Raw genomic sequence first — 26,025 nt, forward strand, 5'->3', positions numbered from 1 at the left:
ATTTTTTAAAATTTAATATTCATTCCTACTGTGTATACTGAAGGAATAGGATAAGTCTGTCTATCTACACCATTCGGAACCTCTGGATTAAATCCATTATATTTGAAAACGGTAAGAGGTCTATCCGCAGTAATATATATCCTCGTTTGAGGGATTACATCAGACTTTATATTATAACCCAATTGTATATTTTGGATTCTAAAGAAATCTCCATCTTCAACCCAAAAATCACTTAATTTTTGATTCCATTGCTTTCTTAATCCAGCCGAAGAAGGATAAGAATTACTGGTACCCTCACCATGCCATCTATTAGTAGCTAGATCTGCATCCATATTAGTATCCTGAGTAAAGATTATTTCCCCTCGCTTACGATTTAAAATTTTATTCCCTATTTGCCCATAAAAATTCATTGAGAAATCAAAAGCCTTGTAATTAAAGCCTATACTTCCTCCATAAGTATATTTAGGTAAAAATGAGCCTAAAATCACCCTATCAGCATCATCGATAATACCGTCTCCATTTTGATCTTTAAAAATTAAATCGCCAGGAGCTAAATTATTTGCAACCGCAATAGGATCATTATCGATTTGCGCTTGATTTTGATAAACTCCCAATCTTTCGTAACCATAAAAAGCAAAAAGAGGATCTCCAACCTGAGTACGCTGACGGAATTCTGCTGAACCAGAGTCTATATATCCTTTACTATCTTCTATAGATACAGCTTCGTTCTTTAAGGTAGTGAAATTTGCTCCAATAGAGAAACTGAAATCGTCATTGACTTGCTGGTTCCAGTTGGCGTTTAGTTCTAAACCTTGATTACGAATTGTACCTGAATTTCTATTAATACTTGTGTTAATAATAGGAATAAAAACAGGAAGTATCGCATCTTTAGTATCTCTAATATAATAATCTGCCTTCACAGATAAACGACTATCAAAAACCTCTAAATCTACACCAAAATTCTTTTCTTCAATAACTTCCCAAGTATTGTCTGAATAAACACTTGTTGAAGTTGTACCTGTATACTGGGTATCTCCAAAAGGCACAGTTATCACATTTATGGTATTAGACCCGGCACTAGCGGCTACATTATCATTACCTAATTTACCCCAGCTGGTACGTAGTTTTAAAAAGTCTATAAAATTGTTGTCTTTTAGGAAATCTTCGTCAGAAACTACCCAACCTAAACCAACTGATGGGAAGTACCCCCAAGGATCTTTACTAAATTTAGAAGAACCATCTGCACGAAAAGTTCCATAAAGTAAATATTTATCTTTAAAGCTATAAGATACCCTTCCAAAGTAAGATATTCCGTAATAACGCTTACCTATTTCAGAAACATTATTATTAAAAGATTCTGGATCTGCATAATCTAAATACCAGCTAGATTGCAATTGAATTCCTTTAATATTTTGTCCGGTAGCAGAAAATGTATTCGATGCTTCATCTCTATAAGACGTACCTGCCATTACGGTAAGATCATGGTCTCCAAAGTGATCTTTATAAGTAAGAATATTATCCCAATATTGATTAGAATAAGTTTCATCGGCTCTTTTTATCGAGGAAAGTTGTTGGTAATTATTCCCCAATTGATAAGGAAGAGATACATTTCTTTGCTCTAATGAAGTTAAATTATGACTATAAGTTGTTTTAATATCTAACTTGTTGGGTATAATTTCATATTGAAAGTACATACTAGCCAAAAACTTCCTGATTTTTTGGCGATTATTAGAATAATCCATCACAGGAAATGGGTTTTGAGTTCCTCTGTACCCAAGCAATTGCGCATTTGAATATGAAACAGGACTAGCATCAGTGTTTAAAGGATCTATAACAGGCATAATTGGTACGGCAAAATACGCATTGAACCATGCTGCATCTTCTGGAAGGTACTTTGTTGCATTACTAAATACAGTGTTTACCCCGGTTTTAAAACGATCTGAAATATTCACATCTACTTTAGAGCGAATATTGAATCTTTCATATTCGTTTTTCATATCTAAAATTCCTTCCTGAGAGAAGTAGTTAGTTCCTACAGAATACGACACCTTTTCTGCACCTCCACTTACACTTATGCTGTGATTCTGAATCATTGCATCTCTCATCACTTCATCATACCAATCTGTATCTACATTTGGTACATCTGGATTACTACTAGCTCCATAACGATCTATAGCATTTCTAACAAACTGGGCATCTGCATCAGATCCAGACTCATAAGCCATAGTAGAAAACTGTTCTGCATTTGCCATGTCTACCACATTTTGCGCAGTTTGAACACCTATATATCCATCATATTCAAATTGTGGTTTTTGATTTCTTTTTCCAGATTTCGTTTCGATAATTACAACTCCGTTTGCAGCTCTAACTCCATAAATAGCAGAAGACGATGCATCTTTCAAAACGTTGATAGACTTAATATCTTTTGAGTTTAAAAAGTCTATATTATCATATAAAACACCATCTACTACATACAACACGTTTGTCGCATCCTGAAATGTTCCCAATCCACGAACTCTAACTGTAGGAGAGTTTCCAGGCGCACCCGCACTTACAATCTGAACTCCAGATACTTTACCCTGCAATGATTGCATAACGTTAGAGGCTGGAGTTTTTTGAATTTCCTCTGCATCAATAGTAGCAATAGAACCTGTTAAATCTCTTTTCTTTTGAGTTCCATATCCTACCACAACTACTTCATCTAATTCGGCAGAATCTTCTTCCAAACTTACGCTATATTGATTCTCAGCAGTTATGGTTACTTCTGCTGTTTTAAAACCCAAGAAAGTAACACGAAATATATCACCCTCTTGAACACCCTCTAAAGAGAAATTACCATCAAAATCGGTCACTGAAAAAATCTCTTTTCCTATAATTTTAACCTGGGCTCCTGGTAGGGGAACATTGCTGTTATCCGCTACAGTACCGCTAATAGTTTTGGTTTCTTGTGCCATACCTATATAAGATATGAGCATGACAAAAACAGTAATTAATTTTAATTTCATACGGTTTAGTATTTACTTAATTTTAGCGAAATATACAGGTAGATAGCATTTTAACGCAAACGATATAGTACACATCCTATACATCAATTAAAATTTATTTATAAAAAACTGATTTATAAGGTTTTAAAATAATTTTGAAGTAAATTAAAATGTAACTAAAATCACTGTGATGTAGTAATGATGTAGTATTAAATTCTAAATATTGAAGGATGTTTTTAAAATTTTAGAATTTTTTAATAAGAAAATTTGTCAGATTCTCGTTTTTATCTAAATCCATTTTTTTACGAAGGCGATATCGATGAACTTCAACCCCCCGAACCGAAATTCCCATTAGCGGTGCTATTTCTTTTGAAGTAAGATTCATTTTAAGATACGAGCAAAGTTTTAAATCCTTACTTGTTAAACTAGGATAGGCTTCTAAAAGATCCTTGAAAAAATCTTCATGAATTTCATTAAAATTAGTTTCGAATACCTGCCATTCATCCTTGCTTTTAACGGCTCCATTAATCTTATTTATAATATGCTTTAGGCGATATTCGTTAATTCTTGCCTTATCTTTATTGAGTTCCCCCTGAATTTCCATTAACACTTCATTCTTCTTTGCAGCCATCATGGTGGTATTTGCAAGCTCCTTCCGTTTCATATCAATTTCATCCATTAAGCGTTCCCGCTCTAGGCGATCTATGCGTTCTTTATGTTCTTTTTCAAACTTTTGCTCAATAAGTAACTGGTGCTTTCTAAGTCTCCTGCGATTGTACCACAATATCAATCCTATTCCACTAAGCGCCATTAAGGCATAAACCCCTTTCATCCATAAAGACAAATACCAGGGAGGTAACACGGTAAATTCAAATGTTTTAAAATCTTTACCGTTTGTACCAACAGGATATATTTGGAGGCTATAATCGCCATAATTTAAGTTTTGAAAAATCAATTCTCCATTTTCTACAATACCGGTAACACTATCATTACCAACCAAACGATAGGCAATATCCCTTGAGTCTGAAAATGGAAGACCTAGATCTAAAGTGACCAATCCTGCATATTTGTAAGGCACATCTGGTTTTTCCTTCAGGCTATACTTCTTATTTGCATCTTTAAAGCCAGCAATAAAAGGTTCTGAAATAAATAAATGATGCTGTTCCTTCATTAATGCGGCAAGATCTACCCGGGCAAAACCATCTTTAAGACATATATAATATATAGAATCTGAAACCGCAGTCATATTCTCATACCCTTTAACAAGACGATTTTCAAGACGCCAGGCCGGTAAAGTAAACTGTTCAGTCTTTAAGTTTGTAAAATATAAATCATCATTTGCGGTATTGATAAACCAATAATTATTATCATGCTGTTCCAGAAGTTTAAAGCCATTCAAATCTTTAAGCTCTTCAAAAACCTCTAAACTATCCGAAAATGCATTATAGCGATACCAGTTTTGATTCGAATAAACCGCGATTTGATTGTTAATATTATAAATCTGAGAATTAAAATGTTTCAGGCTATCGAGGCTTGGAATATCCTGTACGCTAACCGCCCTATCCAGTTTTTCAGAAAGCTGAATTCTATAAATGCCTTCGTAAGGATGCGCTGCCCAAAGAACATTATCATTCTCAAAAACCATTTTCTTAACAGGAAAGCCTATACTGTCGATTTTATAGAAAAAAGTATCCTTTAATACCCCAATCCCGGTATATGTACCTATCAGAATTTGATTTTTTGGAGACAATCTGGTATGAAAACTTCCAGTAGAATTGTCTAAAATCTTAATCTTATTGTTTATAATCTGAAAAGTGGAAGAATTACTATTACTTATAACTTTATCCCCAATCTTAGATAAATTCCAGGAATGCCCCTCTCCTCCTTCTATTAAATGTAATCCCGAATCGTCTAAAAGATAAACCCCTGTATTACTGGCCAAAAATAATTGATTTGGCTCTTTAATTAAATCGTAAACGGCTCCTAGTTCTCCTGTGGTATTTGTATAAAAATTAATAGGAGAATCTGTAGTCATTCTATCTATTCCATTGTCTAAACCAAGCCATAGCTGACCTTTAAAAATATCCAGAGAAAGAACCGTATTATTCTGCAAACCATTAGAGCGGTTAAATACCTGAATTTTATCATTACGATTATTCCATTTTATAAAGCCGTCCTTGAGTGTCCCGATGATAATTTCATCATTATTAATAGCCAAAATTTTATTTAATTCAGACTTTGCTATCGCATCATTAAGTTTGCCAGACATTAACTTAAATTCATTACTTTTTTCGTCTAAAGTATAAAGCTTCTCTCTGGTGCCCACAATTAATTGATCGGTATAGGCCTCGATATCCGCTACCGTACTCCCAATTAATTTAGAGGAAGGTGCAAAGAATTGCAGTTCATCATTATTGTCTACAACAAAGATTCCATCCCGACCTTTAGCTACCAAAAGTTTGTTTTGAAAGACCTCCATATCGGTAAAAACACCGTTCGCAATTTTGGCTATACGATCATCCTCGTATTTATAAAGGGCTCCAAAAGATCTAAAATAAACAGCATTCTTATAGGCCATAATTCCCCAAAACTCCTCGTCACCTAGTTTAATATCATTAAACAAAGAATTTAAGGAGGTATAAGAATAGTCGCCCATATCATTCCGTTTCCAATAACCGAATTCCCGATAGGAGCCTGTAAAAATCTTGTCGTCGTAAGCATAGACTGAACGAATAATGGCACCAGAATTTAAACTGAATAATTTCCAGGTTTGTCCATTAAAAATTAACAGTCCACGATTATTTGCAACATAAATAACGCCTGTTTCATCTATAGAAATATCCCAATTTTGACTGGCAGCGTCATACTCCGTAGACGAATAGTTTTGTATAGGTGGATTTAGTTGTTGAGCAGTAGTAAAATAAGTTACAAAAACACTAATTATCAGAATAATAAAAGATAAAATATTTCGAATATTAGAAACCTCTGTGCAGGTATTTTTTTTTACTTCCATACTTCAAAAATACGCTTTTTTATTACTACTAAAAATCTAAAATAGAAAAATAAAAGATTAATATTGGATATTATCCATTTAATAGGATTTTTTCCTATTTTTGAAAAAACCCAAATATGAATGAACTACGATAGAATTAAGAAAAAATTAGAGATCCTTGCAGATGCGGCAAAATATGATGTATCCTGTTCGAGTAGCGGCAGTAATCGTAAAAATAAGAATAAAGGTCTGGGGGATGCTTCTGGAATGGGGATTTGTCATAGCTATAGCGAAGATGGACGTTGTATTTCGCTTTTAAAAATATTATTAACTAATCACTGCATTTATGATTGCGCTTATTGCGTTACGAGGAGGACTAATGACATAAAACGAGCTGCTTTTAAGGTACAGGAAGTTGTAGACCTTACCATAAATTTTTATCGTAGAAATTACATTGAAGGACTTTTTTTAAGCTCGGGCATTTTTAAAAATGCCGATTATACCATGGAACGACTAATTAGAGTAGCTAAAAAACTTCGGGAGGAAGAAAACTTCAATGGTTACATTCATTTAAAATCTATTCCCGGGGCCAGCGATGAATTAATGAGAGAAGCTGGATTATATGCAGATCGCTTAAGTGTTAACATTGAAGTTCCAACCGTATCAGGGTTAAAACTTCTGGCGCCAGAAAAAAAACATGAGGATTTCACAAAACCAATGGAAAAGGTCAAAAATGAAATTATTCAGTTTAAAAATGAAAAAAAGCTTCTTAAAAGTACACCCAAATATGCCCCGGCAGGGCAAAGTACACAAATGATCGTTGGTGCAACTGGAGAGAGTGATCGTGATATTATGTACTCTGCTAATTACTATTACAAGCAATATCAAATGAAACGGGTTTATTACTCGGGTTACGTTCCCGTTTCTACAGATCCAAGACTTCCTTCCATAACGTCTCAGGTCCCAATGCTTAGAGAGAATAGATTGTATCAAACCGACTGGTTACTAAGATTTTATGGTTTTGATATTCGGGAATTGCTTAATAATCACCATCCCAATCTGGACTTAGATATCGATCCTAAATTAAGTTGGGCACTTAGAAATCAACATTTATTTCCAATAAATATTAATTCAGCAGATAAAACCATGCTGGCAAGAGTTCCCGGGCTAGGAATGCGATCTGTTTATAAAATTATCCAGGCAAGGAAATACCGGAATTTAAACTGGGAACATTTAAAGGCAATAGGGGTCGCTTTAAATCGTGCTAAATTCTTTATCATATGCAATTCCAGGTTATGGGAAAGAAAAGACTGGACGGCAGATCAAATTAAATCCCAAATCCTAAAAACAAGCTCTGGTAAATTCAGGAAAGATTATTCTACGCAATTGAATTTGTTTGATCATGCAATCTAGGATTTTAATATATGACGGTACTTTTCAGGGATTGCTCACCTGTATATTTCAGATTTATGAAGAAAAATTAACTAATTTCAGCATTCATCCCGAAGGTTATAACCAAACCGATTTTTTTGCCAACCAAGAACTTGTTGTTACAGATCCAGAAAAATCGGCGCGCGTTTTAAAAAGCTTTCAAAATTACACCTCTAAAAAAGCAGTTCACCGTATTTATCGTGCATTTTTATCTGAAATTCCAGGGGTAGAACTTCTAATTGTTGAATTTTTCAAACATATTTTTAGGCATAAATGTGATCTTTCAGATGATTTTTCGCAACCTGCAATTTTAAAAATCGCTCAAATAGATCGAAAAGTGGGTAGGGAAAAGCACCGAATGGAAGCTTTTATAAGATTTGAATTGCTAAAAGATGGCATTTTTTTCACAAAAATTGCTCCAGATTTTAACGTTTTACCCCTAATTTTAAAACATTTTAAGAATAGATATGCCGACCAAAAGTGGATAATTTATGATGAAAAAAGGCAATTTGGACTATTCTACGATCTGAAAAAAGTAGTCCATATTAGTCTTAATTTTGATGAAAATTTAAAAAAAGACCCTAATAACCTCCACAATACCGAAATAATCTTTCAAAAATTATGGAAATCATATTTCAACTCTGCCAACATAAAGTCGCGTAAAAACACCAAATTACACCTTCAACATGTCCCCAAGCGTTATTGGAAATATTTAACGGAAAAGACTATTATCATGTAATGAAAATTAGTTTACATTTGTTTGTTCAACTAATTAAACATTATAACGATGAAAAAATTATTCTTATTATTTGCTGTAGCAACAATGACAATTTCTATGTACTCTTGTAGAGAAACTACTGAAGAAAGTGCAGAAGATACCATGGAAAAAATGGGTGAAGATGTAGAAAACAGTGTTGATAAAGCTGCTGAGAAAACTGAAGATGCAGTTGAAGAAGCTGGTGACGAAATCGAAGAAGCTGGTCAGGAAGTTGAAGACGAAGTAGAGAACAACGACGACATGTAATTCTCTCTTTTTCGAGAAAAAAATTAAAAAGCCACTCGTCGTAGTGGCTTTTTTAAGCTTAAAATAATAATCAAAAACTAAATAATCATGAAAAAATTAATTTTATCTGTACTTGTTGTAGCGTTCGCGTTTACTTTTCAGTCCTGTAGAGAATCTACCGGAGAAAAAACAGAAGAAGCTGTAAAAGCTATTGGTGAGGATATCGAAAATAATGTAGAAAAGGCTGGTGAGAAAATCGAAGAAGAGGTTGATGAAGAAATTCACGATACCGATGATATCAATGGCGAAGAAGCTAACGACGATATATAATTAGCGATCCCAAACGGTAATACCCCTAAAAGGCTGCAAAATCTGTAGCCTTTACTTTTTACGTTCAATTACGTAATTCACCATTAATTCTAACGAATCTTTATACTGAGATTGGGGATAATTTTCGAGTATTTTTAAAGCCTCATTTTGAAAAGCGATCATCTTTGAAGTAGCATATTCTAAACCACCTTTCTCTTTTACAAAAGCAATAACTTCTTTTACCCGTTTTTTATCTTTGTTGTGATTTTTAACAGAATTGATTACCCAGGCTTTCTCTTTTTTATCTGAATTATTGAGCGCATAAATTAAAGGCAAAGTCATTTTTTGCTCTTTGATATCAATCCCTGTTGGCTTTCCTATTTTCTCATCACCATAATCAAAAAGATCGTCTTTTATCTGAAATGCCATCCCAATAAGCTCTCCAAAACGACGCATGCTTTCTATCTCCTCTGAATCTGGTTTTACCGATGCAGCCCCTAAACTACAGCAAGCGGCTATAAGCGTGGCGGTTTTTTGCCTAATAATATCATAATAAACTTCTTCAGTAATATCTAAACGGCGTGCCTTTTCTATTTGCAGTAATTCCCCTTCGCTCATCTCTCTTACAGCGACAGAGATAATTTTCAATAAATCGAAATCATTATTATCGATAGACAGTAATAGGCCTTTAGAAAGCAAGTAATCGCCCACAAGTACCGCGATCTTATTTTTCCAAAGTGCATTAATACTAAAAAATCCTCTACGACGGTTACTATCATCTACAACATCGTCGTGAACCAGGGTGGCCGTATGAATGAGCTCGATTACTGAAGCCCCCCTATAGGTTCTCTCGTTTACTTTTCCTTCAGAAACCATTTTGGCTACCAAAAAAACAAACATAGGCCGCATTTGCTTTCCTTTTCGATTTACAATGTAATGAGTAATTCGATTTAAAAGGGCGACTTTAGAAGACATGGATTGGAAGAACTTTTTTTCGAAAAGTTCCATTTCTCTTTCAACAGGAAGTTTTATTTGAGAGATTATCTTCATAAAGTCCGCAAAGATAGCTTAATTCAACTAAATTGAAGATAAATTATGAAGCCGATTTATTGGCTAATTGCCCACAGGCGGCATCTATATCTTTTCCACGAGATCGTCTAACCGTTACCGTAATTCCATTTTGCTCCAATAAATTTTGATACATATCTGTCGCCTGCGAAGATGCCTGCTGAAATTCACCGTCATCGATTGGATTATATTCAATAAGATTTACTTTACAAGGTACATATTTACAGAACCTTACTAACGCCATGGCATCCTTACGGGTGTCGTTTACATCTTTCCAAACGATATATTCGTAGGTAATTCGGCTTTTTGTTTTAGCGTACCAGTATTCTAAAGCTTCTCTAAGATCTTCTAACGGAAAGGTCTCGTTAAAAGGCATAATCCTGGTACGAACTTCATCTGTAGCCGCATGTAAAGACACTGCTAATTTTATCTTAGCTTCATCATCTGCCAGTTTTTTGATCATTTTAGGCACTCCAGAGGTAGAAATGGTAATTCGCTTTGCAGACATCCCTAAACCTTCATCTGAAGTAATCTTTTCTACCGCCTTCATCACATTATTGTAATTCATAAGCGGTTCTCCCATTCCCATAAATACAATATTGCTTAAAGGCCGATCAAAATATAAGCGGCTTTCATTATCAATCGCCACTACTTGATCGTAAATTTCATCTGGATTAAGATTACGCATCCGTTTTAAACGTGCGGTAGCACAAAACTGGCAATCTAAACTACAACCTACCTGAGAAGAGACACAGGCGGTTGTTCTTTTAGGGGTAGGAATAAGAACAGATTCTACCGTAAGATTATCGTGTAACTTTACTGCATTTTTAATAGTTCCGTCACTACTACGCTGCATTTGGTCTACACGAATATGATTGATCACAAAATTCTCGGCTAGCATGGCACGTGTTTGTTTAGAAATGTTGGTCATTTCTTCAAAAGTATGTGCTCCTTTACTCCAAAGCCATTCATACACCTGCGATCCCCTAAAGGATTTATCACCATTTGCTACAAAAAACTCCTGAAGTTGCTTTTTGGTTAAAGCCCGTATATCTTTTTTCTTATTCTCCACAGCGCAAAATTACAAAGATTTATAGGATAAATTTATACCCTTAAAATGCAAAAAAGCCACAACTTTAATCGATTGTGGCCTTTTAACTTTTGTTCTAATTGCTTACAAGATCAGCATCGCATCACCATAAGTATAGAATCTATATTTTTCTTTTACCGCCTCTTCATAAGCTCTCATCATAAAATCATGACCAGCAAAAGCAGAGATCATCATTAATAATGTCGATTTAGGCGTATGGAAGTTGGTCACCATACAATTTGCTATACTAAAATCGTAGGGAGGGAAGATAAATTTATTAGTCCATCCTCCAAACTCATTTAAAGTTTGATTTGAAGAAACCGAACTTTCTAAAACTCTCATTACCGTAGTACCCACTGCACAAACTTTGCGTTTCTCAGATTTTGCTTTATTGATGGTATGTACAGCATCGGCTTTTACAAAAGCTTCTTCACTATCCATTTTGTGCTTGCTAAGATCCTCAACCTCAACAGGGCTAAATGTTCCTAATCCTACGTGAAGGGTAACTTCAGCAAAATTAATTCCTTTAATCTCTAAACGCTTTAATAAATGCTTAGAAAAGTGAAGTCCTGCTGTAGGTGCAGCCACTGCTCCTTCTTCTTTCGCATAAATGGTTTGATAACGTTCCTGATCTTCAGGTTGTACGTCTCTTTTTATATATTTTGGCAGTGGAGTTTCTCCTAAATCCTTAAGTTTTTTTCTAAAATCTTCATAAGATCCATCATAAAGAAAACGTAGGGTTCTACCTCTAGAGGTTGTATTATCGATTACTTCAGCTACTAAACTTTCATCGTCACCAAAATACAGTTTATTTCCAATTCTAATTTTACGTGCAGGGTCTACCAAAACATCCCAAAGCTTGGTTTCGGCATTTAATTCTCTTAATAAGAATACTTCAATCCTTGCACCGGTTTTTTCTTTATTCCCATACAAACGAGCAGGAAAAACCTTGGTATTATTAAGAACCATTACATCTTCAGGATCAAAATAATTAATAAGATCTTTAAATTGTTTGTGCTCTATTGTTTGCTCTTTTCGGTTAAGAACCATTAGGCGCGCTTCATCTCTATTTTCCGCAGGATACTCGGCAAGTAATTCTGGCGGAAGTTCGAAATTGAAGTTTGAAAGTTTCATTCCCATATTTGAAATTTTAAAGGTTGCAAATATACAACCTCAAAACAGGGGTTGTCAAGTAATTATGTGATTATTTAGCTTCGCATTAAAATTTATTCATTTTTAAGTGGTAGATTTTTAGTCTAATCCCCCCTTTTAAAAGGCTGCTACGCTCTTTGCCCCCTTCAAATTTCTTATTTTTATACGCTCAAAAACACCTATAAAAATGAAAAACCTCATTCTTAGCATGGTAGCTTTATGCTGCTTTTTAGCCAATTTAACCATGCATTCACAAACCACACCAAACGACCACAAATACAACACCTATTGTAATCCTGTAGATATCGATTATACCTACATGTCGCATTATGCCTTTAGAGGCGTTTCTTACCGTTCTGGTGCAGATCCTGCAGTGATCAACTTTAAGAACAGATATTATATGTTTGTCACCCGTTCTCATGGATATTGGGTTTCAGACAATATGAGCATTTGGAAATTTATTAAACCACAAAGCTGGTATTTTAACGGAAGTAACGCTCCTGCGGCTGCGGTTAAGGACGGCGAAATAATTGTACTTGGTGACCCTTCTGGACATGGTGCTGTTATAAAAACCGATAATCCCGAACTTGGCGACTGGAAAACAACCTACAGCGTGATCCCTTTTGGGGTGCAGGATCCTGATCTTTTTGTTGATGACGACGGAAAAGTATATCTATATGAGGAATCCTCTAATACATATCCCATTAGAGGAATTGAATTAGATGCTGAAAACCTTTATGTTCCTATAGGTGAGGAAAAAGATCTTTTTACGTTACATCCAGACGAGCATGGCTGGGAACGCTTTGGGCAGGATCACAAATCTGACATTAAACCTTACCTTGAAGGTCCCTGGATGACCAAACATAACGGAACCTACTATTTAGAATACAGTGCACCTGGAACCCAATGGAATGTGTATGCCGATGGAGTGTATACCAGTAAAAATCCGCTTGGTCCTTTCGAATATGCTCCATACAATCCAATTTCTTATAAACCGGGTGGCTTTTTAACTGGTGCCGGGCACGGGAGCACCGTAAAAGATAATCACGGTCATTTTTGGCATTTTGCCAGTATGCCAATCTCGGTAAATTATAAGTTCGAAAGACGAATAGGCATGTTCCCTGCTGGTTACGAAGAAAACGGACAAATGTATGTAAATACTGCGTATGGCGACTATCCGCATTATTTACCGGATACCGAAGTTGAAGATCATAAAAATAGGTTTTCAGGATGGATGTTGCTTTCTTATAAAAAACCGGCCACTACAAATTCGGTGATAAAAGGAGTAAAAAGAAACGTTTTTGATGAAGCCGACTCTGGATATATGCTAGAGCAGGAAGCCCCGGATTATAGTGCTTCTAAACTTACCGACGAAAACATTAGAACCTATTGGGTAGCACAAAACAGCAGCGATTCTTTGTATGCTGAAATAGATTTAAAAAAGAAAATGACGGTAAATGCCCTCCAGATTAATTTTCAGGATTTTAATTCTGAAATCTTTGGCAAACCAGACACATTAAAACATCAGTTTAAAATAAAAGCCTCTTTAAATGGCAAAGATTGGGAAACTATAGCCGATTATTCAGAAAATCAACGCGACCAGCCACATGCATATATAGAATTAAAAAATGCTGCTGAAGCTCGATATATCCGTTATGAGAATGTATATATTCCTCATAAATATTTAGGAATTTCTGACATCCGCGTTTTTGGAAAAGGCCATGGAAAAGCCCCTAAAACTCCGGCTCAATTTTCAGTAAAAAGACAGGAAGACCGCCGAAATGCCGATTTAAGCTGGAACGCTTCTAAAAACTCCATTGGCTATGTTTTATATTGGGGCATTAGCGAAGATCAACTCAATAATTCGGTAATGATTTACGAAAAGAATTCTTATGAACTACGCGCACTTAATACCGATCAAAAATATTACTATCAGGTCGAGGCTTTTAATGAAAATGGCATCTCGAAGAAAAGTGAAATTCTAAAAACAGAGTAGCTTTTTTTGGATACTTAAAGCGGACGCTCCCATAGCATTTAATCTCGATTATCAAAGAAAATAACTTTAAATAAACAACCTCGGAGTAAGCCCAACAGGTATTCGATAAATTCCGAGCATCCCGATTGCTATTGGGACGGGGTATTAACCCTTTGACGTTGCCAATAAAAAGACCTCACAGGTTTTAAAAACCTGTGAGGTCTTAATTTATAGAATCTAAAATATAACCTGAGTTCCGAATAAAAGTTTATTTCAAACATTTTGGATTATTGAGTGAATTTCAGGAAAATTCGTATCAAAATGCCTCAAAATGAAATACTAGTAAAAATCTACAATACCATCAATCTTAAACTTCTTCCACACTAAACTGTAGGCTCTTTAAATCGGTATAAAAATCTGGATAACTCTTCGATACCACCATCGCATCTTTTATGATTACGGGAACCTTTAAGGCTATAGGAGCAAACGCCATAGCCATTCTATGATCGTTATAGGTTTCGATTGCAACATTTTCATTCAACATTGCCGATGGTTTTAACTCTAAATGATCATTAGAGATCACCACTTCTCCACCTAATTTTTCGATTTCATTCTTTAATGCCACCAATCGGTCAGTTTCTTTTATTTTTAAAGTATGTAATCCCGTTAATTTACAGGCTGTTCCCAAACCAAGACAAGTTACTGCAATGGTTTGTGCGATATCCGGAGAATTTCTTAGGTCTTCAGTAATACTTGCCGGTTTAGAACATTTCGATTTTGTTAGCGTAATGCTGTTTTCTTCAAAACTTGTTTCTACACCAAACTGCTTATAGATGTTTGCGAGACAAGAATCTCCCTGTAAACTTTCTTCCCTGTAATTCGATAATTTGATCTCTGCTTCTTCAGCAAGTGCAGCTATACTATAAAAATAAGAAGCTGAACTCCAATCTGATTCCACCGGAATTGTTTTTGGAGACACCTCAGTGCATGCTTCAATGGTAATGATATTGCCCTCAAAACTTCCCTGAATACCAGAACGCTGCAACATTTCTAAGGTCATTAGGATATACGGCGTACTGGTTACCTGTCCTTCAAGATTGATAGTTAATCCCTGAGGAAGCGAAGCCCCAATAAGCATTAATGCTGAAATATACTGGCTACTGATATTTGCCTGAAGACTTACCGAATTTGCCTGAAGTTTTTTACCCTGAATTCTTATCGGTGGATAACCTTCATTCTTTTCGTAAGAAATTTGTGCGCCCATAGATCGAAGCGCCTCTACCAGTAATTTAACAGGTCGCTCCTGCATACGCTGGCTACCCGTTAATACTGTTTCCCTTCCCTCCTGAACGGCAAAATAAGCAGTAAGAAAACGCATTGCAGTACCAGCATGATGAATATCTACTTCAACTTCTTTAGAAGCTAAAGCCTTTTTCATTACCTGGGTATCATCACTATTAGAAAGGTTTGAAATTTCAAGGTTCTTAAAAAGTGATTCAATAATTAAAAGTCGGTTTGATTCACTTTTAGATCCTGTTATTTGTAGCGCTCCTTTCACAGTGTCCTGTGAATGCTTAAGTTTAAATTTCATGGAAGAGAAAATTGGTAATATTATTTTTTTAGTTGCTCTTTATCTTTTCTTCGGAACTGCCCATACGATACAATCATACCATAAACGATCATTCCCAAGACCTGACCAACAACAAAAGTAATCATTTTCCCGTCTGCCATCTTATCCTGATAGTATTCTTTAAAAGCCAGACCGCCATAATCGATTACCATCATGACGATATTGTAAATAAAAACAAATAAAAAGCCCAAAATAGCAACAGACTTCCAGTATTTTTTACTGGACATAATTTCTTTAAACTTCATCTTATTTCAGTTTTTCGTTATTATGATGCCTGTCGTGATCTCTTTTAGTTTTAAGATCTAGTTTTTTATCGAAAGCTTCCTGTAAGTCTACACCGGTTTGGTTAGCAAGGCAAAGCACCACAAAAACAACATCAGCGAGTTCTTCGCCAAGATCTTTCGCCTTATCACTTTCTTTTTCGCTTTGCTCGCCATATCTGCGTGCAATAATACGCGCAACTTCACCAACTTCTTCGGTGAGTTGCGCCATATTTGTTAATTCATTAAAATATCTTACGCCGTGTTCTTTAATCCAATGATCAACGGCCTTCTGAGAGTTCTGTAGATTCATTCTTGTCTTCAATTTTAGACAAAACTATAGCTTCTGAATGTTTACTCACAATTTCATCGAAAAAGTTTTTTAAATATTCATAATCTGAAGCTGCATAAATAGCTTTATTTAACTCTATGGATGACTCTATTCTCAAGAAATTTGCGCTTTGGGAAATGATGTATTTAAAATTTGCACCATCTTCATTCATATTTACCATAGTGCTCTCTGGCAATGATTCAACTTTATAGCCTTCAGGCACCATAATATTAACGGTACTACCATATTTTGCCGGATAATTTAAATAAATAGGGTATGTTCGTTCTTCTGCCTTAAAGGGGTTCTCATCTTCTGCCAGAAATAATAGCGGATTTATATATAATTTATCTCCAATGGCTTCGATCCCATTATTAATTTCAAATTGATAGACCTCTTTAATATCACTTCCTATTTGATGCTCATTCTCTTTGGTTAAATCTAAAATCAAAATATCCCCTTTTCCATCCTGAAGTATCTCTATATAGCTTTCTTCATTTATGCCCCGATACTTATCGCGATAATTCTTTGCCGCCAGTCTATTATAAACACCTGTACGCTTCCCCTTTATTTTAAGATCTTCGGTGATCTGAAAGTTGAGATATTCCAGCTTTGATGAATGGTAAGTTGGTAATAAATAAACCCAATCTGAGCTCCCGTCGTCCTTTATAATCCTACCCTGCCAGTTTCTCGCACGGTCTGGAAGTTCTCCCGGTGCTGCATTTTTATCTGTTGCATCCAAAAGAACGGTTTGCTCTCCTAATTGTACGCCCACGATCACATAATTAAATCCAGAGCGTGTTGGAAAGACCGGCACTCCGTTACTTTTAGTACTTAACAAAACAGGATATGCCTGCAAACCAGCGTAACGGAGCATAGCCGTGAGCAATAAGTTTATATCACCCGTATTCCCCGTACCTTCTTTGTAGGCTTTTCTAATGCCGTTTTCGGCCGTATAACCAATATAGTCATTCCAGGCGATTTTACTTTTCACAAAATTGTAGATAAGAACCATCTTTTCTTCAGGATTCTGTGCTTCTGCTAATAAAGCATCGATATCATCCTGAAAGAAATTACTTTTTCTTAATTCGGTAGCATAACCTCCTTCATCATAAATAGATTTTGAAACATCATCCCAGCTATGACTAAAATAATCCATAGGCTGATTGGGGAACTTGGTGTACTGCAACTCCCATTTTATCCTTGCGGCATAATTATCCAGATAATCAACATACACTTCTTCTTTTAGTGCCGGAATATTTTCACTTTCAATAGAATATACCTTTTGCAAGTAATTGGTGTTCTGCGCATGCATATTAAAGGGTTCATTCTTTTGTTCTACTGGTACAAAAAGTGACGCTAACTGATTGTAATGTGATACAAAACCAAAAAATTCTGGGATTTCTACTTTAACTTCTATCTTTTTAATAGGAATGGTTGTTTGCAGTTCGGTATCATCCAAAGAGGTTAAAAATGGACTGCTTTTCTCGTATTCATATTCAATGACGCTGCCTGCTTTAAGTGATGGCATCGTGAATTTAACTGCTTTGCGATATTTAGAAACCTCTTCATCGAAAATCTCGTCTTTTCTTAATTTCTCTTCAACAAGTTCGTCCCCCTCAAGGTTGTAAGTATAGCCTTTAATACCATAAATCTTCTCATCGTCACTACCACTTACATGTGCATTTAAATTCACAGTTGCCCAATCGAATCCATCTTCATTATAAAGCTTAATTCTATAATGATATTTAGTGATCAGTGCAAAACCGGTACTTGAATTGTAGTCATAAAAAGTAGATTGCTTTTTATACAATATCGCGGCATCTGCTTCTTTGTTTGTAGGATGCTCTGTTTCCTGTACCTCTTCTTTAGAAACCTTGCCGAATTTGTAGTTTTGTGCCTGCACAGTCCCTGCTAAAAGGAGCAATGCAATGAGATGAAATTTTAAATGCATAGTAAATAGTTTTTTAGCCGTTTTTAACTAAAACAGCTTTTTGATTGCTCAACATGTTGATTTTGTTTAAAAACGCTCTGAAATCTTCAAATTTATCTGCCGGCCAATGTCCTTGGTTTACGCTTAAAGAGCGTTTAACTACAAGGGTTCCCGGGTCTTCCTCAGATTCTTTAACAGAAAGTTTAAAACTTCCAAAATCGGTATCTATGCTAATTGCTTCGGGTAGGGCCTCCACCGCATAACCTTCAGGAATTTTAAAATTAAATTGATATTTATTAGTAAATCCACGTAAAATCTCAATAGGGTAAATTCTATTTTCGTTACGTGAAACCATATCTATTTCGGGCTCAATAAAATTAAGGGGCAGTAAGATCCTATTCCCTGCATTGGTATGGAATTTCTTACCACTAAAAACTAATTCTTCTGAAAAGCGAGCCTGCTCTTTATCATTTTCAAACTTTAGATCATCAAAATGAATCCCCTGTAAGTTTCCTAAAACTTCTTTATAATAAAGGTTTTTATCTTTGTCTTTTTGTTCTTGTATATGGTAATTATTGCCGTATGGAATTCCTTTACTTTCCTTTTTTATAGTGGCCGTAAAAGTATCTTCAGATAATACAATTTCACAAAGGGTTTCTTCGAGATTTATAGCGCACTCATAATTTGGGGTTTTTACAATTTCACCACCATCCTCTTTTATGAGTAAAACATGACGATTATCTGTAAAGTCCCCTAAATAATTAAAAGGTAAGGACTGGCTTGTACACTCCAGCCATACATCGTTTTCTGCAATTCCCGGCACATTTAAGATCACATGGTTTCCCTGCATCGATGCAAATTCAGGATCAATATCTTTTTGCTCGTCACCGGCATAAACCACCGCATAATTTGATTGAATACCCTGTGAGGCCAGCAAAGCTTTCATATAATTGGTTAAGCCTTTACAGTCTCCATATCCTACACGATCTACTTCAGTGGCCAAAATTGGCTCCCATCCACCAATACCCAATTGCACGCTTATATAGCGGGTCTTGCCCTGCATATACTCATAAATAAGTTTGGCCTTCTCGTAATCGCTCTCAACGCCTTTCACCAATTCTGAAATCTCGGCTTTTGTAGGGGCATATAATTCGTCTCTCCCTTTAATGAGATTTTCGTATTGCCACTTCCCAAATTCTTTCCAATTATTCGCACGACCTTCTACTCCCATCAAATTAAACCGATTAAGAGCTACTTTTACTTTGGGCGTCATTTCTGAAATCTGCGGACTATAAGGTTCGTATTTATAGGCGGGAATATTGCTTACTTCGTAGGATAATTCGAACTCGGTATTATTTTTTTTCAGCTGAATACTATCCAGATTCGTTTCTAAATAACGTAGTGGTATATGATTTGGATTTTTTAACTGGTATTTACCAGATTCCACGCTTACATAATAGCCGTCAACGGGATGAAATGGCTGAATAAAAACAGTGCTGGAAGTTTGCACTTCACTCTCGTAAACCACCGTGTAAGGATAGCTCATAGGTGAATAATCCAGATAGCTCACCCTGTTATCGGAGTATAGATTAGAAGATCCCACCGCACTTTGATCTTTAAAATCACGCTGTTTATATTTCTTAATCTCATTACCCATTTTATCGTAAACATAGGCTAATTGAGACTTTATCTTTGCATCGCCATCATCATAAAAATCGTAGGCCCGTACATAACGATCCCCATATTTATTTAATACCGTAACCACTCGTTTTGTGGTCACGATCATTTTATCTACATCCTCAATTTCAATTAAAATGTTCTCATCCCTAAGTACCGCATTAGCATGTTCGGTAAGTTCTTTTTTAAGAATGATACTTTGGTAGGACTCCTGAGAAAAACAAAGGATTCCGCTTAAGAGCATAATGCTCAGTAAAAAAGATTTCATTGCAAAAACAGGTCATATTCGTTTTGCAATATATTAAAATTTTAAGAGTTTTTAACTTTTATTTTTAGAATCTATTAAGATTGTTACCGGGCCATCATTTAGCAGTTCCACCTTCATATCGGCACCAAATTTACCGGTGCCTACTTTTTTACCCAAATGCTTCTGAAAAGTCTCGATAAATTCTTCGTACAACGGAATCGCTATAGCTGGTTTGGCCGCTTTGATATAACTGGGACGATTGCCTTTTTTAGTACTCGCATGTAGCGTAAACTGACTCACAATAATGGCATCACCATTAACATCCATAAGTGAATTATTCATTACTTCGTCTTCATCATTAAAGATGCGCATATTTACGATCTTGCGACATAGCCATTCTATATCTTCTGAAGTATCTTCGGCTTCTATTCCAACTAATAGTAAAAGCCCTAAACCAATTTCAGCATTTACCTGATTTTCTATAGTTACCGAAGCTTTGGTTACCCGTTGCAATACTACTCTCATTTCTTGTAATTATCAATTCGGTAAGGCTCGTCCTCACCTTCGATGATTTGCAAATAACTTTTATAACGTGACCACGGAATTTCACCTTCTTCCAATGCATCTTTTACCGCGCATTTTGGTTCATTAAGATGCAGGCAATTATGAAATTTACAATCTTGTTTTAATTCGAAGAATTCAGGAAAATAATTCCCCAACTCTTCTTTTTCGATATCTACCACTCCAAATCCCTTAATTCCGGGGGTATCTATAATTCTTGCATCAAAACTAAGGTCGAACATTTCAGCAAAAGTGGTGGTATGTTGTCCCTGCTTATGTTGCTCGGAAATTTCGAGGGTTTTTAAGTTTAAGGAAGGTTCTAAAGCATTGATAAGTGTTGATTTACCGGTACCGCTGTGTCCAGAAAACATCGAGGTTTTCCCTAACATCATTTCTTTAACTTTATCTACATTTTTACCACCCTTTGCCGAGATCCCTATACATTCATACCCAATATCACGATACAGTTTCGCAAGAAATTTTATTTCTAAAAGCTCGTCTTCATTATACGTATCGATTTTATTAAAAAGAAGGACTGCTTTTACATGATAAGCCTCTGCAGTAACTAAAAAACGATCGATAAAGGTGGTAAAAGTAGGCGGATTATTTAAGGTCACCATTAGGAAAACCTGATCGATATTGGCAGCGATAATATGGGTTTGTTTAGACAGGTTTACCGAACGACGGATAATATAATTATCACGATCTTTAATCTTTTTGATCACCCCCTGAGTTTGTCCTGAAATTTCTTCAAGATCAATCTCTACCTTATCTCCCACCGCAACAGGATTGGTACTTTTAATCCCTTTTATTCGGAATTTCCCTTTGATACGGCAATCATAGAATTTACCATTCTCTGCCTTTACCTGATACCAGCTGCCCGTAGATTTATAAACCGTTCCTTTCATTTACATGTTTCCCTCTAATTAAATACCTCGCAAAATTACACAATTTCACGAGGTATCATCTTATTTATGGAAAATCAAGAACTGTTATTTAACTATTCCAATCCAGAACTAGCTGCGGCATTTCGATTTCTGTATCTAAATCTATAGTCTGAAATTTAGCTACCTGCGCTCTAAACCAATTAGAAAAGTCTGAATGATCATTTTTAAAATTCAACATAAAATTTTCACTCTCTGCCTCGGTGTAAACGACCACTTCATAAGTATTATTTCTCTGCTGCAAATACCAGCTTTCTTTATAAACACCTATTCTAGCATGCATCTGTGAAAATTCTTCACTTCTATTGTGTTTGATCTCTTTTACAAAATTTAACCAATCCTCAACTTTTTCAGGATCGATAGGAAAAGAATATCCAAATTTCTGCATAAGCTTAGCTATCTAAAATAGCCTGCTGATGATTAATAGATTCCTGGTGAACTGCTTTAAATAATTTTAAAACAAACTCTTCACTAAGTCCGTGTTGTTCCCCTTCAAGCACCATTTTACCAAGGATTTCATTCCAACGTTTGGTTTGAAGAATCGCTACGTTTTGTGACTTCTTCACGTGACCAATATCTTCAGAAATTTTCATACGTTTCGCTAAAAGCTCGATTAATTGATTATCGGCGATATCTATTTTAGCCCTAAGGTTCTGTAATTTATTTTGGTAATCTTCGCTTTCAGAAACCTCTTTTCTAATCTTAAGATCTTTCATAATCTGTACTAAAGTTGCCGGTGTAATTTGCTGTTTAGCATCACTCCATGCATTATCAGGATCCCAGTGAGTTTCTACCATTAATCCGTCGAAGTTAAGATCTAGCGCAGTTTGGCAAAGATCAAAAATAATATCACGACGACCTGCAATGTGCGAAGGATCTAAAATTAAAGGAAGATCAGGGAATTTATTTTGTAACTCGATCGCAATTTGCCATTCCGGGTTATTACGGTATTTCGATTTTTCGTAGCTGGAAAATCCTCTGTGAATTACCCCAAGGTTTTTAATATCCGCAGTGTACATACGCTCTACTGCACCAAGCCATAGCGCTAAATCTGGGTTTACAGGATTTTTAATTAATACCGGCTTATCAGTTCCTTTAAGCGCATCTGCAATTTCCTGAATTATAAAAGGAGAGACCGTAGTTCTTGCTCCAATCCAAAGAATATCAATGTCGTGTTTTAAAGCTAACTCAACGTGATGCGGATTCGCAACCTCGGTAGTCGTTAACATTCCGGTTTCCTCTTTGGCCTTTTGTAACCATTTTAAACCTAAAGCACCAACACCTTCAAAGTTTCCTGGTCTTGTTCTTGGTTTCCAAATTCCGGCACGTAAAACTGTAGCATCGGTATCTTTTAACTGATGAGCGATTTTTAACACCTGCTCTTCGGTCTCTGCACTACATGGTCCTGCGATTACCAACGGATGATCTAATCCGAATGCGTCTAACCAGTTTCTTAATTCTTTCTTGTTTTCCATAATTAAAAATTTTAGCTAATTCCGTTTAAAATTGATTTTATATGATTTGTACGTTCCATTTCGTTGTACACTTCACCAAACTCGTCGTTGGCGATTAAGTCTCTAAAAGAGCTTAAATTCTGAATATATTCATTTAATGTTTCTAGCACGTTTTCTTTATTCTGCTGAAAAATGGGCGACCACATCGCCGGCGAACTTTTTGCTAGCCGAACAGTTGAAGCAAATCCACTTCCCGCCAAATCGAAAATATCACGCTCGTTTTTCTCTTTTTCTAGCACTGTTTTTCCCAGCATAAAAGAGCTGATATGTGACAAATGCGATACATAAGCAATATGGCGATCGTGAGACTCAGGATCCATATATCGAATACGCATGCCTATTCTTCTAAAGATCTCCATACCTCGTTCCTGAAGTTTAAAAGCTGTTTTCTCTACTTCACAAACGATATTGGTCTTTTGCTTATATAAATCTTTTACAGCCGCTGAAGGGCCAGAAAATTCGGTCCCGGCAATGGGATGTGCTGATAAATAATTTCTACGCTTTGGATGATCTTTTACTGCTTCACATAATTTGAATTTTGTAGAACCGGCATCGATTACCAAAGTATCATCCCCGGCATGATCTAAAGCCTCAGATAAGACTTTAATACTAATATCTACAGGCACTGCCACAATCGCTACATCACTATCGGCCAGATCTTCCATCTTACCTGCTTTATCGATAGATCCAATCTTTAAGGCTTCCTTTACATGCCCTTCGTTCTTATCGATACCAAAAATGGTACTTTCAGGAAAAGATTCTTTAATTGCCAAAGCAAACGAACCACCAATAAGGCCTACTCCTATTACACTTACTTTCATCCTTTTATTCGTTTAATGGCTTCATCTACGTTTTCCTCGTCTGTACACAGTGAAAAACGAATGTAGCCCTCTCCCATATCCCCAAAAATAAATCCGGGAGCCGTAAAGATGCTGTGTTCATGTAACAGACCATCTACAAACTCTTCAGAAGTTTTTCCTTCAGGTACTTTGCACCAAATAAACATCCCTGCCTGCTCTTTTCCCGGCGTACATTCTAAAGCTTCGGCTAATTCTAGAATTTTAGCCCTTCGGCTTTTATAAATCGCATTCATAGAATCGAACCAGTTTTTATCTAATTTCAATGCTTCAGTAGCGCCGGCCTGTACAGGGTAAAACATACCGCTATCCATATTGGTTTTTACCTTTAATACCGTATCGATATTTTTTGCGCTTCCGCTAAGCATCCCAACGCGCCATCCTGCCATATTAAAACTTTTGCTTAAACTATTCAGTTCCAGAGCCACTTCTTTAGCACCTTCCACCTTTAAAATACTTTTAGGATGGTCGTTTAGAATAAAACTATAGGGATTATCATTTACGATAAGAATCTGATGCTTTTTACCAAAAGCTACCAATTGCTCAAAGACCTCATCTGTAGCTGATGCTCCCGTAGGCATATGCGGATAATTAACCCACATAATTTTCACTTTACTTAAATCCTGCTGCTCTAATTCATCAAAATTCGGTAACCAGTTCCCTTCTTCATTTAGATCATAAAAAACCGCCTTTGCACCAACCAATTTTGAAACCGAGGTATAGGTAGGATAGCCAGGATTAGGAATTAACACCTCGTCGCCTTCATTAAGATAGGCCATAGAAATATGCAAGATCCCTTCTTTACTTCCCATTAACGGGATAGTCTCGGTCTCTGGATCCAAGTACACCTGATAATACTTCTTATAGAACCCGGCAATCGCATTCCTAAATTCAGCAGTACCTTTATACGGCTGATATTGATGCGCGCCATTTTGAGTTAAACCTTCATTTAAGGCGGCAATCACCTGTGGCGGTGGGGGTAAATCTGGACTACCAATTCCTAAATTGATAATGGGTTTACCTGCGGCCTGCAAGGCACGAACTTCTCTTAATTTCGAAGAGAAATAGTACTCTTTTACATGTTCTAACCTATTGGCTGGTATCATTATTAAACGTTGTTTTTATATGTTCCAAAAATTCTTAATTGCTCGGTCATCATTCTTAAAACTTCGATGGCTTTAGAAAATTGCTCGTAATTATCGAAAGTGACATCAATAAAAAAGCTGTATTTCCAAGGGGTTTCGATAATAGGCATACTCTGGATCTTGGTCATGTTAAGATCAAAATCGCGCATAATATTTAATACTGAAACTAAACTCCCCGTGCGGCTTTCTAACTCGAACTTCAATGAAGCCTTATCGATCTTCTCGCCGTTAGGCTCTTTTTTGGTTTTACTGATGATTAAAAACCTGGTAGCATTACTCTTTTTTGTATGAATGCCTGAAGCCAGAATATCCAATCCAAAAATTGAAGCTGCCGCAGTACTAGCTACCGCAGCTACATGCTTGGACTGTTTTTCTGCAATTCTTCTGGCAACCTCGGCAGTATCGGCATCTTCGATCAATTTAATATGAGGATATTTTTTGAAGAATTCTTTACACTGCAATAAAGCCATGGGATGAGAATATACTTTTTTAATATGTTCGATTTGCTGCCCTTTAAGCGCCATCATATTCATGGCGATTGGGATATAATGCTCGCCTATTACGTGTAGATTATTTTCATCGATCAACGCATAATTGGGAAGGATAGAGCCTGCTATAGAATTTTCTATCGCCATTACAGCTTCCTGAATTTCATCATTTACCAGGCTTTGCACCAGCTCCTGAAAAGACATACATTCTTTAACCTGTACATCTTCACCATAATATTGCTGGGCCACCAAATGATGAAAGGACCCCTGAATTCCCTGTATTCCTATGACTTTTTTCATTCAAAAATTGATGTAAAAAAAAAGTCCCGATTTTTAGATCGAGACTTTTATATAATATTGTTTGCTTAATTACATACCATTCCCGATCTCTAATCCTTAAAAAAGAAATAAAAATAAAAGAATGCGTTCCAAGTAAT

General features: G+C 36.0%; 22 protein-coding genes. 5 read left to right on the forward strand and 17 right to left on the reverse strand.

What is annotated here, in order from left to right; all coding sequences use genetic code 11:
* Positions 1-5 precede the first annotated feature (5 nt).
* Together L1967_RS16460 and L1967_RS16465 are read right to left on the reverse strand one after the other, a co-directional pair.
* Complete coding sequence (locus tag L1967_RS16460; RefSeq protein WP_249602598.1) at positions 6-3,005, reverse strand: SusC/RagA family TonB-linked outer membrane protein; 3,000 nt, start codon at positions 3,003-3,005, stop codon at positions 6-8.
* 223 nt (positions 3,006-3,228) lie between these two features.
* Entirely contained in the window at positions 3,229-5,997 is a 2,769-nt protein-coding gene (locus tag L1967_RS16465; RefSeq protein ID WP_249602599.1) for a helix-turn-helix and ligand-binding sensor domain-containing protein, read from the reverse strand.
* Positions 5,998-6,117: 120 nt separating this feature from the next.
* Here L1967_RS16465 and L1967_RS16470 point away from each other — a divergent pair, with 120 nt between their 5' ends.
* The 4 genes from L1967_RS16470 (at position 6,118) to L1967_RS16485 (ending at position 8,740) form a co-directional block, all read left to right on the forward strand.
* Complete coding sequence (locus L1967_RS16470) at positions 6,118-7,389, forward strand: putative DNA modification/repair radical SAM protein (RefSeq protein ID WP_249602600.1); 1,272 nt, start codon at positions 6,118-6,120, stop codon at positions 7,387-7,389.
* Positions 7,379-8,146, forward strand: coding sequence for a TIGR03915 family putative DNA repair protein (locus L1967_RS16475; RefSeq protein WP_249602601.1), 768 nt, complete (start codon positions 7,379-7,381; stop codon positions 8,144-8,146). Before L1967_RS16470 ends, L1967_RS16475 begins: the two co-directional genes overlap by 11 nt.
* A gap of 96 nt (positions 8,147-8,242) precedes the next feature.
* Complete coding sequence (locus L1967_RS16480) at positions 8,243-8,431, forward strand: hypothetical protein (protein ID WP_249602602.1); 189 nt, start codon at positions 8,243-8,245, stop codon at positions 8,429-8,431.
* An 87-nt stretch (positions 8,432-8,518) separates the two neighbouring features.
* Complete coding sequence (locus tag L1967_RS16485) at positions 8,519-8,740, forward strand: hypothetical protein (protein ID WP_249602603.1); 222 nt, start codon at positions 8,519-8,521, stop codon at positions 8,738-8,740.
* A gap of 51 nt (positions 8,741-8,791) precedes the next feature.
* On the opposite strand, the gene L1967_RS16490 is transcribed toward L1967_RS16485, so the two are convergent.
* From L1967_RS16490 to queA, 3 genes are all read right to left on the reverse strand, one after another.
* Positions 8,792-9,769 (reverse strand): polyprenyl synthetase family protein, encoded by a 978-nt coding sequence (locus L1967_RS16490; RefSeq protein WP_249602604.1) that lies wholly within the window; start codon positions 9,767-9,769, stop codon positions 8,792-8,794.
* 43 nt (positions 9,770-9,812) lie between these two features.
* The gene (gene rlmN / locus L1967_RS16495; RefSeq protein WP_249602605.1) at positions 9,813-10,859 is read right to left on the reverse strand and encodes a dual-specificity RNA methyltransferase RlmN; all 1,047 of its coding nucleotides are present in this window, start codon (positions 10,857-10,859) and stop codon (positions 9,813-9,815) included.
* Between the two features lie 102 nt (positions 10,860-10,961).
* Positions 10,962-12,011 (reverse strand): tRNA preQ1(34) S-adenosylmethionine ribosyltransferase-isomerase QueA, encoded by a 1,050-nt coding sequence (gene queA / locus L1967_RS16500; RefSeq protein ID WP_249602625.1) that lies wholly within the window; start codon positions 12,009-12,011, stop codon positions 10,962-10,964.
* Positions 12,012-12,216: 205 nt separating this feature from the next.
* Here queA and L1967_RS16505 point away from each other — a divergent pair, with 205 nt between their 5' ends.
* Complete coding sequence (locus L1967_RS16505; RefSeq protein WP_249602606.1) at positions 12,217-14,025, forward strand: family 43 glycosylhydrolase; 1,809 nt, start codon at positions 12,217-12,219, stop codon at positions 14,023-14,025.
* Between the two features lie 346 nt (positions 14,026-14,371).
* Here L1967_RS16505 and aroA read toward each other — a convergent pair whose 3' ends face one another.
* The 12 genes from aroA to L1967_RS16565 form a co-directional block, all read right to left on the reverse strand.
* Entirely contained in the window at positions 14,372-15,595 is a 1,224-nt protein-coding gene (gene aroA, locus L1967_RS16510; protein ID WP_249602607.1) for a 3-phosphoshikimate 1-carboxyvinyltransferase, read from the reverse strand.
* Between the two features lie 20 nt (positions 15,596-15,615).
* On the reverse strand, positions 15,616-15,879 hold the full coding sequence (locus L1967_RS16515) for a hypothetical protein (RefSeq protein WP_249602608.1): 264 nt from the start codon (positions 15,877-15,879) through the stop codon (positions 15,616-15,618).
* Between the two features lies 1 nt (position 15,880).
* Positions 15,881-16,207 carry a nucleotide pyrophosphohydrolase gene (locus L1967_RS16520; RefSeq protein ID WP_249602609.1) on the reverse strand — a complete coding sequence of 109 codons (327 nt, stop codon included), beginning with the start codon at positions 16,205-16,207 and terminating at the stop codon, positions 15,881-15,883.
* The gene (locus L1967_RS16525) at positions 16,176-18,176 is read right to left on the reverse strand and encodes a DUF3857 domain-containing protein (protein WP_249602610.1); all 2,001 of its coding nucleotides are present in this window, start codon (positions 18,174-18,176) and stop codon (positions 16,176-16,178) included. Before L1967_RS16525 ends, L1967_RS16520 begins: the two co-directional genes overlap by 32 nt.
* A gap of 13 nt (positions 18,177-18,189) precedes the next feature.
* On the reverse strand, positions 18,190-20,100 hold the full coding sequence (locus tag L1967_RS16530) for a DUF3857 domain-containing protein (RefSeq protein WP_249602611.1): 1,911 nt from the start codon (positions 20,098-20,100) through the stop codon (positions 18,190-18,192).
* Between the two features lie 51 nt (positions 20,101-20,151).
* Positions 20,152-20,604 carry a D-aminoacyl-tRNA deacylase gene (gene dtd, locus L1967_RS16535; RefSeq protein WP_249602612.1) on the reverse strand — a complete coding sequence of 151 codons (453 nt, stop codon included), beginning with the start codon at positions 20,602-20,604 and terminating at the stop codon, positions 20,152-20,154.
* The gene (rsgA, locus tag L1967_RS16540) at positions 20,601-21,548 is read right to left on the reverse strand and encodes a ribosome small subunit-dependent GTPase A (RefSeq protein ID WP_249602613.1); all 948 of its coding nucleotides are present in this window, start codon (positions 21,546-21,548) and stop codon (positions 20,601-20,603) included. The genes dtd and rsgA overlap by 4 nt, the downstream gene beginning before the upstream one ends.
* Before the next feature lie 88 nt (positions 21,549-21,636).
* Positions 21,637-21,972, reverse strand: a complete 336-nt coding sequence (locus L1967_RS16545; protein WP_249602614.1) for a hypothetical protein — start codon at positions 21,970-21,972, stop codon at positions 21,637-21,639.
* 4 nt (positions 21,973-21,976) lie between these two features.
* Positions 21,977-23,059: a bifunctional 3-deoxy-7-phosphoheptulonate synthase/chorismate mutase type II gene (locus L1967_RS16550; protein WP_249602615.1), complete on the reverse strand. Its 1,083-nt coding sequence runs from the start codon at positions 23,057-23,059 to the stop codon at positions 21,977-21,979.
* Between the two features lie 11 nt (positions 23,060-23,070).
* Entirely contained in the window at positions 23,071-23,919 is an 849-nt protein-coding gene (locus L1967_RS16555) for a prephenate dehydrogenase (RefSeq protein ID WP_249602616.1), read from the reverse strand.
* A complete protein-coding gene (locus L1967_RS16560; protein ID WP_249602617.1) occupies positions 23,916-25,061 on the reverse strand; it encodes a pyridoxal phosphate-dependent aminotransferase in 1,146 nt (381 codons plus the stop codon). Before L1967_RS16560 ends, L1967_RS16555 begins: the two co-directional genes overlap by 4 nt.
* Before the next feature lie 2 nt (positions 25,062-25,063).
* Positions 25,064-25,888 (reverse strand): prephenate dehydratase, encoded by an 825-nt coding sequence (locus L1967_RS16565; RefSeq protein ID WP_249602618.1) that lies wholly within the window; start codon positions 25,886-25,888, stop codon positions 25,064-25,066.
* Positions 25,889-26,025: the final 137 nt, after the last annotated feature.

It is taken from the genome of Zunongwangia pacifica (genome assembly GCF_023499215.1).
GTDB lineage: Bacteria > Bacteroidota > Bacteroidia > Flavobacteriales > Flavobacteriaceae > Zunongwangia > Zunongwangia pacifica.